At 66.4% G+C, this 15,817-nt stretch carries 5 protein-coding genes, 1 tRNA gene and 6 pseudogenes; 7 read left to right on the top strand and 5 right to left on the bottom strand.

Annotated features, from left to right (window positions below; genetic code table 11):
- Positions 1 to 59 precede the first annotated feature (59 nt).
- Positions 60 to 1,445: a right-handed parallel beta-helix repeat-containing protein gene (locus tag R9B84_RS12440; RefSeq protein WP_423758167.1), complete on the top strand. Its 1,386-nt coding sequence runs from the start codon at positions 60 to 62 to the stop codon at positions 1,443 to 1,445.
- Between the two features lie 116 nt (positions 1,446 to 1,561).
- Here the strand turns inward: R9B84_RS12440 and R9B84_RS12435 are convergent.
- Positions 1,562 to 1,636: transfer RNA gene (locus tag R9B84_RS12435), tRNA-Arg, on the bottom strand.
- A gap of 132 nt (positions 1,637 to 1,768) precedes the next feature.
- Entirely contained in the window at positions 1,769 to 1,951 is a 183-nt protein-coding gene (locus R9B84_RS12430; RefSeq protein ID WP_034190709.1) for a rubredoxin, read from the bottom strand.
- Between the two features lie 199 nt (positions 1,952 to 2,150).
- Here R9B84_RS12430 and R9B84_RS12425 point away from each other — a divergent pair, with 199 nt between their 5' ends.
- The 5 genes and pseudogenes from R9B84_RS12425 to R9B84_RS12405 all read left to right on the top strand — a co-directional run bounded on the left by R9B84_RS12425 (position 2,151) and on the right by R9B84_RS12405 (position 10,376).
- The gene (locus R9B84_RS12425) at positions 2,151 to 2,555 is read left to right on the top strand and encodes a DUF4399 domain-containing protein (protein ID WP_423758166.1); all 405 of its coding nucleotides are present in this window, start codon (positions 2,151 to 2,153) and stop codon (positions 2,553 to 2,555) included.
- A gap of 372 nt (positions 2,556 to 2,927) precedes the next feature.
- A pseudogene (locus R9B84_RS12420) lies at positions 2,928 to 4,876 on the top strand (ATP-binding cassette domain-containing protein).
- A gap of 243 nt (positions 4,877 to 5,119) precedes the next feature.
- Entirely contained in the window at positions 5,120 to 7,102 is a 1,983-nt protein-coding gene (locus tag R9B84_RS12415) for a DNA topoisomerase IV subunit B (RefSeq protein WP_423758165.1), read from the top strand.
- 227 nt (positions 7,103 to 7,329) lie between these two features.
- Positions 7,330 to 9,660: pseudogene (parC, locus tag R9B84_RS12410) on the top strand (DNA topoisomerase IV subunit A).
- Between the two features lie 254 nt (positions 9,661 to 9,914).
- Positions 9,915 to 10,376: pseudogene (locus R9B84_RS12405) on the top strand (CopD family protein).
- Between the two features lie 48 nt (positions 10,377 to 10,424).
- Here the strand turns inward: R9B84_RS12405 and R9B84_RS12400 are convergent.
- A pseudogene (locus R9B84_RS12400) lies at positions 10,425 to 11,312 on the bottom strand (LysR family transcriptional regulator).
- Between the two features lie 110 nt (positions 11,313 to 11,422).
- Here R9B84_RS12400 and R9B84_RS12395 point away from each other — a divergent pair.
- A pseudogene (locus tag R9B84_RS12395) lies at positions 11,423 to 11,872 on the top strand (multidrug/biocide efflux PACE transporter).
- Between the two features lie 57 nt (positions 11,873 to 11,929).
- Here R9B84_RS12395 and R9B84_RS12390 read toward each other — a convergent pair.
- Together R9B84_RS12390 and R9B84_RS12385 are read right to left on the bottom strand one after the other, a co-directional pair.
- Positions 11,930 to 13,142 (bottom strand): annotated as a pseudogene (locus tag R9B84_RS12390) (chromate transporter).
- A 204-nt stretch (positions 13,143 to 13,346) separates the two neighbouring features.
- Positions 13,347 to 15,686 carry a bifunctional diguanylate cyclase/phosphodiesterase gene (locus tag R9B84_RS12385; RefSeq protein WP_423758164.1) on the bottom strand — a complete coding sequence of 780 codons (2,340 nt, stop codon included), beginning with the start codon at positions 15,684 to 15,686 and terminating at the stop codon, positions 13,347 to 13,349.
- Between the last annotated feature and the right edge of the window lie 131 nt (positions 15,687 to 15,817).

Genomic DNA, 15,817 nt, shown 5'->3' with positions numbered 1-15,817 from the left:
ATTTACAAAAACGCCAGGCGTACTTACGATGAGGCCACCTCGGGCTCGCAAGAAATCGTATGCGTACAGTCGATCGGGCGATGCTTGCCGCGTTCTGCCTTGGCCTCGCCGCGTGTGGCGGCGGCGACAACCATGCTGCGCCGGCAACGCAGACCGTTGCGAACACACCTACATCCCCCGCCGAGCCTGCCAGCGCGGCATCCGGCACGACACCTTCGTCGGCGAATCCCGCCAGCCCGGTGCCGGCGCCGGCGGCCAGTCCGGCCGGTACGACGCCCGGCGCAGCGCTCCCGCCCACCCAGGACACCAATGCCGTTCTCGTTGCTGACGTGACGGTCTTTCCGGCCGCCGACGGCAGCGACCAGGCCGACGCATTGCAGAAGGCATTCGACAGCCTGAAGGCCGGCCAGCGCCTGGTCATCGCGCCGGGCCGCTACGTTGTCGGGCATTCGCTTGCGGTGACCGTGCCCCAGGTGGTGATCTCCGGATACGGCGCGACGCTGGCCGCCACGAATCCGGCCGACCAGACCATCGTGATGAGCGGCGCCGGTTCGACGCTCGTGGGCGTGACGCTGGCCGGCACCGGCACGACGCGGCTCACGACGCCGGCTTCGACCAAGGTCGAGGTGACGGGCGCGGGCGTCCAGGTGCTTCGCGTGACGATCGATGGCGGCGCCAGTGGCGGGATCTTCGTGTTCGGCGGCAGCGGCGTCGCGATCGTCGGCAATACCGTCCGGGCGACGCTGGCCGACGGCATCCATACGACCTACGGTTCGACCAATGTGCTCGTGCAGAACAACACGGTGACGGGCGCCGGTGACGACCTGATCGCCGTCGTCAGCTATGTCGGCGACGGCCGCGTCAACAGCAATGTGCTGATCGACCACAACGCGGTGTCCGGCAATGCGTGGGGGCGCGGCATTTCGGTGGTCGGCGGCCAGGGCGTGACGATCTCGAACAATACGGTCGACGGCGTGCAGAAGGCGGCGGGCATCCTGGTTGCGCAGGAGGACAGTTGGAAGACCTACGGCGTGTCGAACGTGGTGATCAATGGCAATGTCGTGACCAACATCCAGAATTCGAATGTGAACAACGGGTTGCAGCCGACGCAGCAGGCGGCGATCGAACTCGACACGTGGACGGGGACGGTCACGGACGTCGCGGTGACCGGCAACCGTGTGTCGGGTTCCGGTTATGCGGGTTTCCGGGCGTATGGAAACGTGTGCTCGTTCAGCGTGACGGGCAATACGTTCTCGTCGATCGCCGGCTCGCCGGTGTCGTTGTTGTCGAGCGGTTGCGCGGCGAGCCAGATCGTCGCCGATGCGAACCGGTTTGGGGATGGCAGCTTGTTGGCGCGGCCGTCAGGGGCGTCGGCGTCAGGTGCGTTTACCGTGACGGGTGCGGATGCGAGCCTGATGCCGCAGGTGCGGACGGGGGTGATGTGAGGAGCGGGGGACGGGGGGGCGGCGAGGGGCGGTCGCCTGACGGCGTTCTGCGTGCGCGGTTCCGGCAGGTCGAGTCCGACGGTGAGTCGTGAACAAGGGAGCGTGCGGGAAATTTCTGGTCCCCCCGACAGGAATCGAACCTGTATCTAGCGCTTAGGAGGCGCTTGTTCTATCCATTGAACTACGGGGAGAGCCATGTCCGGGCGATCGCGCGAAAAACGCGAACCGGACGGCGGTGTGGACAGCGCGCAGAGTATAGCAAACGCGCGGCGCATCAGCGGGCGGATTGCACGCCGACGCGCGTATCGCGCGATCGGCCGCGATCAGAAATCGACGACGACGAAATCTTCCTTGCCCACGTCGCACAGCGGGCACCGCCAGTCGGCGGGAATGTCGGCAAAACGGGTGCCGGCTGCGATGCCCTCGTCGGGCAGCCCTTCCGCTTCGTTGTAGACCCACCCGCAAATCAGGCAGACCCAGCTCTGGTATTCGGTTACTTCGCTCATATGGTGCTCGGGATAATGGAAACTCGGTGATGCCGTCCGCAGCCTCGCCGGCGGACGAAAGGCGCAATGTTACCGGAATTTCGCCGAACGACTGCGCAACGTCGTTTTAAACGTACGCATCGCGAACAACGCAACCGAAACACGCACGCCGTGTGTGCGGTGTATGCTTCCCGGGCTGTTTAATCATAAGGAGAAAGCGATGCTCAACAGAAAGTGGATCGCGGGTGCGGTTTGTGTCGCGGCGCTGGCCGTATCGACGCTCGCGCGCGCCGAAGCGCGCGTGTTCTTTGCCGAGCCGAAGGACGGTGCGACGGTGTCGAGCCCCGTGCACGTGAAGTTCGGTCTCGAAGGCATGGAGCTCAAGCCGGCCGGCGACATGACGCCGGATACGGGCCACCATCACCTGCTGATCGACGGCAAGCCGGTGTCGAAGGGCGACGTGATCCCGGCGACCGACCATTCGCTGCATTTCGGCAAGGGCCAGACCGAAACCGATCTGAAGCTGCCGCCCGGCCAGCACACGCTGACGCTGCAGCTCGGTGAAGGTGCACACCGTTCGTACGGTCCCGAAATGAGTTCGACGATCACGGTCAACGTGAAGTAACCGCGCATCCCGCGCCGGCGCCCGATGCGCCAGGCGCGGAATGGCAGATCGACCGGCCGCGGGCATCCGGTCGGCATTCGCCCATTCATCCGGTCGTGCGCAACCCGCAACCCGCAACCCGCAACCCGCAACCCGCAACCCGCAACCCGCAACCCGCAACCCGCAACCCGCAACCCGCAACCCGCAACCCGCAACCCGCGGCCGGCATCCGGCGCAGGAAACCGGCCGCAAGCCGTACATGACACCGCTCCATCGCACCGCGCCGATGCGGTTCGAGCGCCGCTCGCAGGCCTAGTCCATCCGGCCATACCGGTGGCGGCGTCCGCGACCGGTACAATGGGCGCTTCCGATTCCTCTCTCCGCCGTCTCCCCATGTCGCTTTATTCCATTACCGGCGCGCAGCTCGCGTTCGGTCACGTCGCGTTGCTCGATCACGCGGATTTCTCGCTGGAAGCCGGCGAGCGCGTCGGCCTGATCGGCCGCAACGGCGCGGGCAAGTCGTCGCTGCTGAAGATCGTCGCCGACCTCGCGAAGCCCGACGACGGGCTCGTCACGCGCCAGCAGGAACTCGTGACCGTCTACGTGCCGCAGGAGCCCGAATTCGAGCCGGGCGCGACGGTATTCGACGCGGTCGCGTCGGGGCTCACGCACACGCGCGTACTGCTCGAAGAATACGATTCGATCGTGCACCGCCTCGCGGATATACCGGAAGGCGCCGAGCACGATGCGCTGCTCGCGCGGATGAACGCGCTGCAGTCGTCGCTCGACGCGCACGACGCGTGGCGTGTGAACTGGCGCACGCGCGTGTCGATGACGCTCGCGCAGATCGGCCTGTCGGATGTCGACGCGAGGGTCGAAGCGCTGTCGGGCGGGATGCAGAAGCGCGTCGCGCTGGCGCGCGCACTGGTGCTGCAGCCCGACGTGCTGCTGCTCGACGAACCGACCAACCATCTCGACTTCGACGGCATCCGCTGGCTCGAAGATCTGCTCGTCGCGCAGCGCGCGGGCCTGCTGTTCATCACGCACGATCGCGCGTTCCTCGACCGCGTCGCAACGCGCATCGTCGAGCTCGATCGCGGCCGGCTGCTGTCGTACCGGGCAATTTCTCCGCGTACCAGACGCGCAAGGCGCAGCAGCTCGAAGTCGAGCGCGTGGAAAACGACAAGTTCGACAAGCTGCTCGCGCAGGAAGAAGTGTGGATCCGCAAGGGCGTCGAGGCGCGCCGCACGCGCAGCGTCGGCCGCATCGCGCGGCTCGAGCAGATGCGTCACGAGCGCGCGGAGCGCCGCAATTCGCAGGGCAACGTGAAGCTCGACGTCGCGCAGGGCGAGAAGTCCGGCAAGATCGTCGCGGAGCTGACCGACGTGACGAAGCGCTACGGCGGCCGCACGGTCGTCGACCGCATCACGACGACGGTCATGCGCGGCGACAAGATCGGCTTCGTCGGCCCGAACGGCGCAGGCAAGACCACGCTGCTCAAGCTGATCCTCGGCGAACTGAAGCCCGACGAAGGCACGGTGCGCACCGGCACGAACCTGCAGGTCGCGTACTTCGACCAGATGCGCGCGCAGCTCGACCAGGAGAAGAGCCTCGCGGATACCATCAGCCCCGGCAGCGAATGGGTCGAGATCGGCGGCGTGCGCAAGCACGTGATGAGCTATCTCGGCGACTTCCTGTTCGCGCCGGAGCGCGCGCGTTCGCCGGTGAAGTCGCTGTCGGGCGGCGAGCGCAACGGCTGCTGCTCGCGCGCCTGTTCGCGCGTCCGGCCAACGTGCTGGTGCTCGACGAACCGACCAACGACCTCGACATCCCGACGCTCGAACTGCTCGAAGAACTGCTGCCGACTACGACGGCACGGTGCTGCTCGTCAGCCACGATCGCGCGTTCCTCGACAACGTCGTGACGTCGGTGATCGCGGCGGAGGCGACGGCAAGTGGCGCGAATATGTCGGCGGCTTCACCGACTGGCAGATCCAGAGCGAGCGCTCGGAGCAGCTCGCGCAGGAAGCCGCGAAGCGCGCGGTGAAGGAAGCGGTGCCGGTCAAGGAAGAGCCGGCAAAGAGCGCCGCGGGCCGCAATGCGCAGCGCACGGTGAAGCTGTCGTTCAACGAGCAGCGCGAACTCGATTCGCTGCCGGAGAAGATTGCATCGCTCGAAGAGGAGCAGAAGACGATCAACGCGCAACTCGAGGACGGCTCGATTTTCGCGAAGGATCCGCAGGAAGGCACGCGCCTGACCGAGCGGTTCGCGGCCATCGACGACGAATTGCTCGCCGCGCTCGAGCGGTGGGAAACGCTCGAGGCGAAGCGCAAGCCGGCATAACGCGCGTCACGCGCCGCGCGGCCGGTGGCGGCCGCGCGCCAATCTCGCGATTGGCGTGACACGCGGAACCAGTAAAATACCGCGCGTCCCGGGCAGCGCAGCGCACGCCGCGCGCCCGCTTTCGGAGCAGTCCAAGCACACCGTTGTTTCGATTCGCTTTTTTACGGAACTCAACGTTTTGTCCACGACGTTATCCACACCAGGTGTGGACAACGTCCCGATGAATGACGAAATTCAGCGCCTATGTCAACGAAGAAACCCAGCGCGGCCTATAGCGAAGCATCGATCAAGGTGCTCAAGGGTCTCGAGCCGGTCAAGCAGCGGCCCGGCATGTACACCCGTACCGAGAATCCGCTGCACATCATCCAGGAAGTCATCGACAACGCGTCCGACGAAGCGCTCGGCGGCTACGGCAAGCAGATCACGGTCACGCTGCATGCCGACCAGTCGGTATCGGTCGAGGACGACGGCCGCGGCATCCCGTTCGGCATGCACCCCGAGGAAGGCGTGCCGGTCGTCGAGATCGTGTTCACGCGCCTGCATGCGGGCGGCAAGTTCGACAAGGCCGCGGGCGGCGCCTATACGTTCTCGGGCGGCCTGCACGGCGTCGGCGTGTCGGTGACGAACGCGCTCGCGACGCGCCTCGACGTAACGGTCTGGCGCGATGGCAAGATCGCCGAGCTCGGCTTCGCCGATGGCGATGTCGTGAGGCCGCTCACGACGCAAGGCGCGGGCCGCGGCGAGAAGAAATCCGGCACGCGCGTGCAGGTGTCGCCGAATCCGAAGTACTTCGATTCGCCGAACCTGCCGCTCGGCGAACTGCAGCGCCTGCTGCGCTCGAAGGCCGTGTTGCTGCCGGGCGTCGAGGTCGTGCTCGTCAACGAGAAAACCGGCGAGCGCCAGACGTGGAAATACGAGGACGGCCTGCGCGGCTACCTGCTCGACGAAATGAACGGCAGCGAGCTGCTGATCCCGCTGTTCGAAGGCGAGCGTTTCGCCGATTCGCGTTCGGGCGACGATACGTTCGCCGAAGGCGAGGGCGCATCGTGGGTCGTCGCCTGGAGCGAGGAAGGCTCGCTCGTGCGCGAATCGTACGTGAACCTGATCCCGACGCCGGCCGGCGGCACGCATGAATCGGGCTTGCGCGACGGCCTGTATCAGGCCGTGAAGAGTTTCGTCGAGCTGCACAACCTGCAGCCGAAGGGCGTGAAGCTGCTCGCGGAAGACGTGTTCGCGCGCGTGTCGTTCGTGCTGTCCGCGAAGGTGCTCGATCCGCAGTTCCAGGGGCAGATCAAGGAGCGCCTGAACAGCCGCGACGCGGTGAAGCTCGTGTCGTCGTTCTCGCGTCCGGCGCTCGAATTGTGGCTGAACCAGCACGTCGAGCACGGCAAGAAGCTGGCCGAACTCGTGATCAAGCAGGCGCAGGCGCGCACGCGCGCGGGCCAGAAGGTCGAGAAGCGCAAGAGCTCGGGCGTCGCGGTGCTGCCCGGCAAGCTGACCGACTGCGAGACCGAGGACATCGCGCGCAACGAGCTGTTCCTCGTCGAGGGTGACTCGGCGGGCGGCTCCGCGAAGATGGGCCGCGACAAGGAATACCAGGCGATCCTGCCGCTGCGCGGCAAGGTGCTGAACACGTGGGAAACCGAGCGCGACCGTCTGTTCGCGAACAACGAAGTGCACGACATCTCGGTCGCGATCGGCGTCGATCCGCACAGCCCGGACGACACCGTCGATCTGTCGAACCTGCGCTACGGCAAGATCTGCATCCTGTCGGACGCGGACGTCGACGGCTCGCACATCCAGGTGCTGCTGCTCACGCTGTTCTTCAAGCATTTCCCGCAACTGATCGAGCGCGGCCACGTGTGCGTCGCGCGGCCGCCGCTGTTCCGCGTCGATGCACCTGCACGCGGCAAGAAGGCCGCGCAGAAGCTTTATGCGCTCGACGACGGCGAGCTGGAAGCGATCCTCGACAAGCTGCGCAAGGACGGCGTGCGCGACACGCAATGGAGCATCAGCCGCTTCAAGGGCCTCGGCGAAATGAGCGCCGAGCAGCTGTGGGACACGACGATGAACCCCGACACGCGCCGCCTGATGCCGGTGAAGCTCGGCGAGCTCGACTACGAGGCGACCGTCGCGCGGATGACGATGCTGATGGGCAAGGGCGAGGCAGCCGCGCGACGCGGCTGGCTCGAGGAAAAGGGCAACGACGTCGAAGCGGATATTTAGTGCAGTGTTCGGCACCAATCGGCACTGATGTGCTGCGCCTTCGCACCCGTGGCGGCGTGGCAAATCCTCGCGATGCCATTGCGCATCGCTGCGGCTTGCGCGTTGCCACGAGCACGAATCCGCTGGCACATCGGCACCGCTTGGCACCGAACACGACACGAGCCTCTGTGCGCGGCCGGGCATGACACCCGGCCCGGCCTCACGCCACTTACGAATACGGAATTCTGATGGACGACAACACTTCCGATCTCTTTGCCAGCCCCGACGCGCCCGAGAGCGACGCGCTGACGCTCGGCAACTACGCGGAGCAGGCGTATCTCAGCTACGCGGTCAGCGTCGTGAAGAGCCGCGCGCTGCCCGACGTATGCGACGGCCAGAAGCCGGTGCAGCGCCGGATCCTGTTCGCGATGAACGAAATGGGCCTCGGCCCGGACGCGAAGCCGGTGAAGTCGGCGCGCGTGGTCGGCGACGTGCTCGGTAAATACCACCCGCACGGCGACCAGTCGGCGTACGACGCGCTCGTGCGTCTCGCGCAGGATTTCTCGCTGCGCTACCCGCTGATCGACGGGCAGGGCAACTTCGGCTCGCGCGACGGCGATGGCGCCGCGGCGATGCGATACACCGAAGCGCGGCTCACGCCGATCGCGAAGCTGCTGCTCGACGAGATCGACCAGGGCACGGTCGACTTCATGCCGAACTACGACGGCTCGTTCGACGAACCGAAGACGCTGCCGAGCCGCATGCCGTTCGTGCTGCTGAACGGCGCGTCGGGCATCGCGGTCGGCCTCGCGACGGAAATCCCGTCGCACAACCTGCGCGAAGTCGCGGCCGCGGCGGTTGCACTGATCCGCAATCCGAAGCTTTCGCACGCGGAGCTGATGAACCTGATCCCGGGCCCGGATTTCCCGGGCGGCGGCCAGATCATCTCGAGCGACACGGAAATCGCGGCGGCCTACGAAACGGGCCGCGGCAGCCTGAAGGTGCGCGCGCGCTGGAAGATCGAGGATCTCGCGCGCGGCCAGTGGCAACTCGTCGTTACCGAGCTGCCGCCGAGCACGTCGGGCCAGAAGGTGCTCGAGGAAATCGAGGAACTGACCAACCCGAAGCTCAAGCTCGGCAAGAAGACGCTGACGCCCGAGCAGCTCAACACGAAGAAGGCGATGCTCGACCTGCTCGACGCGGTGCGCGACGAGTCGGGCAAGGAAGCGGCGGTGCGGCTCGTGTTCGAGCCGAAGTCGCGCACGATCGACCAGACGGAATTCGTGAACACGCTGCTCGCGTACACGAGCCTCGAATCGAATGCGACGCTGAACCTCGTGATGATCGGCGCCGACGGCCGGCCGGGCCAGAAGGGCCTGCTGACGATCCTCGACGAATGGGTGAAGTTCCGCCAGCTGACGATGACGCGCCGTTGCCGCCATCGTCTCGCGAAGGTCGACGACCGCATCCATATCCTCGAAGGGCGGATGATCGTCTTCCTGAACATCGACGAGGTGATCCGTATCATCCGCGAGTCGGACGAGCCGAAGTCTGCGCTGATGAGCGTATTCGGTCTCAGCGACCGGCAAGCCGAGGACATTCTCGAAATCCGCCTGCGCCAGCTCGCGCGGCTCGAGAAGATCAAGATCGAGAAGGAACTCGAAGCGCTGCGCGACGAGAAGGCGAAGCTCGAAGAACTGCTCGCGAACGAAAGCGCGATGAAGCGGCTGATGATCAAGGAGATCGAGGCCGACGCGAAGCAGTACGGCGACGATCGCCGCACGCTGATCCAGCAGGAAAAGCGCGCGACGTTCGAGGCGAAGGTGGTCGACGAGCCGGTGACGGTCGTCGTGTCGCAGAAGGGCTGGGTGCGCGCGCTGAAGGGCCACGGGCTCGACCCGGCCGGCTTCACGTTCAAGGCCGGCGACCATCTGTATGCGGCGTTCCAGTGCCGCACGCCGGATCGCCTGATCGCGTGGGGCAGCAGCGGCCGCGTGTACTCGGTCGACGTGTCGGTGCTGCCGGGCGGGCGCGGTGACGGCGTGCCGGTCACGTCCTGATCGAGCTCGAATCGGGCTCGCACCTGATGCACTACTACGCGGCGCCGGCCGACCAGCACCTGCTGCTTCGCATCGAGCAAACGGTTTCGGCTCCTCGCGAAGGTCGGCGACATGGTGAGCCGCGTGAGGACGTCCGCAAGTCGTTCATGACGATCGATGCGGGCGCGGTGCCGCTCGCGCCGATGCCGGTGCTGCCGAACGCGACGCAGGTCGCGTGCCTGTCGTGCACTCGGCGGGGCCGCCTGCTCGTGTTCCGGGATGGACGAGATGAAGACGCTGTCCGGCGGCGGCCGCGGCGTGATCCTGATGGCGCTCGACGACAAGGAAACGCTCGTGCAGGCGCTCGCGATCGATCCGGCGGGCGTCGTGCTGATCGGCACCGGCCGTGGCGGCAAGGCGCAGGACGACCACGCTGTCGATGCGGGGCTCGCGCCGCACATCGGCAAGCGCGCACGCAAGGGTCGCGCGCCGGAGTCGAAGCTCAAGGTCGTCAACGAGTTGCGTCCACTGCTCGGCTGACGGCTGACACCGCGCGCGATCGTCCGGTTCGGCCGCGATCGAAGGCCGCACCTCCGCTTCGGCGGACGTGCGCCTTTTCTTTGGATCGGCGATTCGGGTAAGCAAGCGTGGCGCTGTCACGCGGAACTTGCAAAATATTGTGAAATCGAGCGCGGGGGCCTGAAACCGCGCAGCGACGGGCCGGTCGAACGACGTTCGATGCCGCGTGCGACGCGGCCGTTCGCCGTACCCAACCCATCACAGGATTGTCGCCAATGTCCCACGCTGTTGCCGTCGCGCTGTTTCTTCATCTGCTGGCCGTTGCCGTGTGGGTGGGCGGGATGGTCTTCGCGAACTTCTGCCTGGCGTCCGGCACAGTCCGACCTGTCGCCGCAGCTCCGGTTGCCTGCTGATCGAAGGCGTGTTCGGCCGCTTCTTCAACTGGGTCGCGGGTTTCCGTGATCGTGATCCTGCTGTCGCGGCGCTTCATGCTCGTGGAGTTCGGGCGGCGCGCACGCGACGTGGTCGCTGCACGCGATGGCCGGGCTCGGCGTCGTGATGATGCTGATCTCGGGCACATCCGCTTCGCGCTGTTCCCGCGCATCCGCCGCGCAGTGCAGGCGCAGAACTGGCCGGACGGCGCGCGTGCGGTGAAACGCGGTGCGCCTGCTCGTCGTCGTGAACCTCGTGCTCGGTGTCGTCACGGTCGTGCGGCCGTGCTGTCGCGCGGCTTCTGATCTTCGGGCGCCGGCCGGCGCCAACCGCAGGCTCGCCGGTGTGCGCCGCTACGCGGCCAGCATCGCGTCGAGCAGCCAGGAGCCGGCCGGACCGAGCGGCCGGTTGCGCGACCATACGGCATCCACCCGCACGCGGCGCGGCCAGCCGCGTGCACGCAGTTCGCACAGGCGATCGCGCGCGAAGTGGTCGACCATCCAGCGCGGCAGCTCGGCCCAGCCGAACCCCAGCACCGCCATCTCCAGCAGCATCAGGTAGCTCGGCGCCAGCCAGTGCTGCGTGCCGACGACGATCCGGTCGCCGGCGCTGCGGCCTTCCGTTTTCACGTAGGTGTTGAGGCGCAGTTCGCGCACGTCGCGCAGCGCCGCGTGCGGCACTTCCGCGTCGCCGTATTCGGCGAGCGCGTGCGTGCGTCCGACGAACAACCCGATCTCCGATTCCTCCGCCACCGTCGCCGCGCCGATATCGGCGGGTAGGTCGCGGCGCGCAGCCATCAGCCCGAGCTGCGCGCGGGCCCTGCTGGATCAGTCGAGCACGTCCTCGTGCTCGGCGATCTGGCATTCGAGCTCGAGCGCCGGAAAGCGCCGTTCGAGCGCCATCAAACGTTTCCTCGTAGCGCTTCGACTGGTACGTATCGGACACGACGAGCGTCAGCCGCGCTGCTTCGCCCTGCGCGAGCCGCGCGGCCGTGCGGTCGATCGCCGCGCCGGCCTCGAGTGCGCGCTGCACCTGCGGCAGCAGCGCGCGCCCCGGCGTCGGTCAGCGTCGGTGCGCGCGTCGAGCGGTCGAACAACTGCACGCCGAGATCGATCTCGAGGTTCGCGATCGCCTCCGACACGGTCGACTGGCGCTTGCCGAGCTTGCGCGCGGCAGCCGTGAACGAGCCGAGCAGCGCGGCTTCGGCGAAATGCGAGCAGGGCTTCGGGGGCGTGGCGCATGCGGCGCTCCGGATTTGTTGTATCGGTTAAAACCGATGATATCAAACTGGATTCATACGTTAGCCGATCAAAATGACCGGCATGAATGAAGTAACGAATCGGAGGGAACCATGAAACAGATGAACAAAACGGTGACGGAACGGCTGCTGCATGCGGCTGACGTTCGAGCTGGTCGCGATCGCGCTGTGCGCGCCGATCGGCGCGTGGCTGCTCGACATGCCGTATCGCACGTCGGCGTGCTGACGGTGATGGTGTCGCTGATCGGCGATGAGCGTGGAACATGACCTTCAACACGCTGTTCGACCGCTTCGAACGGCGCGCGGGGCTGACGCGCACGCTCGGCATGCGGATCGCGCACGCGGTCATCTTCGAGCTCGGCCTCGTCGCGATGGTGGTGCCGGTTGCCGCGTGGTGGCTGAACGTGAGCCTCGTCGAGGCGCTGCTGCTCGACCTCGGCATCGTGCTGTTCTTCCTGCCGTACACGTTTTGCTTCAAACCTCGCGTACGACGCGCTGCGCGCTCGCTGGATGGCACGCCGGGTCGCGGTGCAGGCGGGTTGAAGTCGCTTGGTGCGGGTGAGTGCCGGTTGAGCCAAGTGGGGCGGCCGCCGCCGCCCGTCAGCGCGCGGCGGCCCACAGCCACGCGCCGCAGGCAACCGCGACCGCGCCGTAGACGGCATAGACGGGCACCCTGAGGCGCGTGAAGCACAGCGTCGCGAACGCGCCGGTCAGCCAGTAAATCGGGTCGGCCGGCTCGCGATGCAGGATCTTCACGACGGCGACGACGAGAAAGCCCGTCGTCGCCGCGCGCAGCAGGCGCATCCCGTGCTCGAAGCGCGAATGGCGCTTGAGCCGGGACAGGTGGTTCTGCGCAAACACGACGAGACAACCCGACGGAATGAACAGTGCGGCCGTTGCGAGGCAGCGCGCCGACCCAGCCGTCGGTCAGGTAGCCGAGAAACGGCACGACGTTCAGCAGTGGCCCCCGGCGCCACGGGCGACAGCGCGAACGCCAGCGTGAAGTCGTGATCGGAGATGCCCGTTGCCGGCGAGACGAACAGCGTCTTGAGCACCGGCAGCGCGGAAAAGCCGCCGCCGAACAATGTCATGCCGGCGCCTGCGAGGCGCGGCCACAGCAGTTGCTCCTGGTAATCGCCGGGCAGCGGCACCGCGAACAACACGACGAGCACGCCAAGCAGCACGAGCAGATTGGCGGTCGCGTCTCGACAGCGTGAAATCGACTGCGTCGCGTTGCGGCGGCCCGGTCAGCCAGCCCGCTGCAAACGCAGCGAAAAGAATCCCGACGAAAGCGGCCGGACTATGCGCGAAAGCGAGCAGAATCGTCGACAGCGCGGCGATCACCTGTTCGAGCCGCGTGCACGCGAGCATGCGCAACTGCTTGACCCACGTGAGGCCGATCAGCGCGGCGAGCACCATCCCGAAGTGATTGATCAGTATCGGCGACGCAAGCGAGCGCACGAGCGGCGTGCGATAGAAGATCGCGAACAGCGTCATCAGGATGGAGAATGGCAGCACGCTTGCGATGCCGGCGACCCATGCGCCGGCGCGGCCGTGCAGCGTCTGGCCGGACCTGCACCGCAACGTTGCAGCCGACGGGGCCCGGCACGAGCCACGCGAGCGCGACGAGATCGCCGAATATGTGCGGTTCGATGCGTTGCAGCCGTTCAACGTAGTGGCGTTCGAGTTGCGCCATCATCGAAAGCCCGCCCCACGAGATCGCCGAAATGCCGGCGACGACCTTGAACAAGGCCCACAGGGATGCCTGTGCCTCTTCGACACGAGCGCTTGCTTCGACTTCGACGGTTGTCATGGTTGTGGTGTTGGCGCAGGGCCGGATCTTGCGTGTGTAGACGTTACCGGCGGCCCGCCGATACGTTGGCCCTCCCGATTGTCCGCCGCGCATCGCGACACTGCCATGCGCGAAAACGCTAATTAATAGACTGAAGAATAAGATCGGAAAACGAAACAATTGTGGCAGCGCGCGACGCGCGCCATGGCCGCAGCCGCGGTGCGCTCAGGCGCCGGTGCTGCCCGTCGCGCGGTGCGCGATGACGTTCGGATGGTCGCCGCGCACGCCGAAGCGCGCGATCAGCGCGGGAATCGCGTCGGCCGGCACCGGGCGCGAGAACAGGAAGCCCTGCGCCTCGATCTCGCCGAGCGCGGACAGCCACGTGATCTGTTCCTCGGTTTCCGTGCCTTCGACGACGACGGTCAGGCCGAGCGAGCGCGCGAGATGCACGATCGACGACACCATCACGCATACGCTGCGATCGTTCGGGATCGCCTGCACGAACGAACGGTCGACCTTCAGCGTGTCGACGGAGAAGCGGTGCAGGTACGACAGCGACGAATAGCCGGTGCCGAAATCGTCGAGTGCGATCCGGATGCCGAGCTTCTTCAGCGCGACGATCTTCTCGGACACGAGTTCCGGATACTCCATCATCGCGGTTTCGGTGATCTCGATCTCGAGCCGGTTCGCGTCGATGCCGGTTTCCTGCAGCGTGCGCGAGATCGTCTCGATCAGGTCGCCGCGCCAGAACTGCACGGGCGAGATGTTGACCGCGAGCGTCAGCGTGTGGTGACCCTCGTCGCGCCAGCGTGCAATCTGCTCGCACGCGGTGCGGATCACGAAGTCGCCGATCGGCACGATCAGTCCCGTCGATTCGGCGATCGAAATGAATTCGTTCGCGGAGATGATCCCGTGCTCGGGGTGATCCCAGCGCGCGAGCGCCTCGAAGCCGGTGATGGTGCGATGCGTGAGGTCGATCTTCGGCTGGTATGCGAGGAACAGTTGCCCCTCAGCGAGCGCGACGCGCAATTGCTGTTCCCAGCGCATCAGGTGGTCGGCGCGGTGCGACAGGTGCGGCGCATAGAACTGGTAGCAGTTCTTGCCGGCGTCCTTCGCGCTGTACATGGCGAGGTCGGCCTTCTTCAGCAGGTCGATCTCGCTTTCGTTCGCGACGGTGTGCAGCGCGATGCCGATGCTCGCATGCAGCACGAACGAACTGCCGCGTACGTCGAACGGTTCGCCGAACATCCGGATGATCGCTTCCGCGAGCCGCACCGCGCGCCGCTCGACGTCGTCGCCCTTCATCACGACGACGAACTCGTCGCCGCCGATGCGCGCGAGCGAGCCTTCGTCGCCGACCGCATCGGACAGGCGCGACGCGGTCATCTGCAGCACGATGTCGCCGGCGTTGTGGCCGAGCGTGTCGTTGACGGTCTTGAAGTTGTCGAGATCGATGAACAGCAGGCCGAGCCGCGACAGGCTCGTCGGCAGCGCCACGTCGTTGCGCAGCCCGCGTAGCGTCGCATAGCGGTTCGCGAGGCCGGTGAGCAGGTCGAATTCCGCGAGCTGCGTCATCTCGCGCTCGCGGCCGAGTAGCTTGCCGATCAGGCCCGTCGCGACGCCGAAGAACGCGAGCATCGCGAGCGTGATGAAGCTCGTCATCAGCAGGTAGACGTTGCGCGTGTGGTAGTAGTCCGCGAATTCCTCGGTTTGCGACAGGCCGACCATCACCGCGAGCGGATAGCCGTCGAGGTGGCGGTACGACACGATGCGCGTCACGCCGTCGAGCGGGTCGATGATCGTGCCCGTCACGCGCTCGGCGATCGGGTACACACCCGATGCCGAAAACGCGCCCGGTGCGTTGCTGAGCGAGCCCGTGCGTCGCGCGAGCACCGCGCCCGTGTCGGACACGACCGCGATCACGCCTTCCTTGCCGATCGCCGCGTTGTTGTAGAAGTCGTTCGTGAAGTAGCTCGGGTCTTCCGACACGACGACGATGCCCGCGAAGCTGCCGTCCGGGTTGTTCAGGCGCCGCGTCATCTGCAGCGTCCAGTGGCTCGACACGCGGCCGAGCACGGGCTTACTGATATAGAGGCGGTCGTCGTTGTGCGAGAGGTGGACCTTGAAGTGCTCGCGATCGGCCAGGTTGATCGGCTGCGGATGGAGCTCGGCCGTGTTCGCGAACAGGATGCCCTTCGCGTTGACGAGCGATACCTGGATCAGCGTATCGCTCGGCACGACGCCTTTCTCGACGGCGCTCGCGAGATTGAAGCGTCCGGGCGACTTCTCGAACTCGAACTTGACGAAGCGGGTGATCTGGTCGACCTGGTGGATCGCCTTGACCGTATGCTGCTCGAGCGCGGAGGACAGGATCGCGGCGGATGCCGCGGCTTCCTTGTATGCACTGTCCTTCTCGACCGACAGCCGCGCGATGATCACAGCCCACAGCAGCGCAAGCGCCAGCATCCCGAGCAGCGGGATCGCGAACAGCGCACGCCGGCGCGATTTGCGCGGCGCGCGTAGCGGCCGGGTCGGCGGCGTTGGGTTGGACCGGGCGGAGCTCATCGAAGAGGGTGGCGTCCTGCTCGCGTGCGCCATCCGTCGGGATGGCCGGCTATGGTTGGGGTCGCCCCGGCGTCTGTTCGTTCGCGGGATGCGCAACCATGGACAGACCTCCGAAACAACGGATTAGGCCC

The sequence above is a fragment of the Burkholderia sp. NLJ2 genome (genome assembly GCF_049487195.1).
Taxonomy (GTDB): Bacteria; Pseudomonadota; Gammaproteobacteria; order Burkholderiales; family Burkholderiaceae; genus Burkholderia; species Burkholderia pyrrocinia.
The sequence above is the reverse complement of the archived record's forward strand: the minus strand, read 5'-3'. Positions and strand labels throughout refer to the sequence as shown.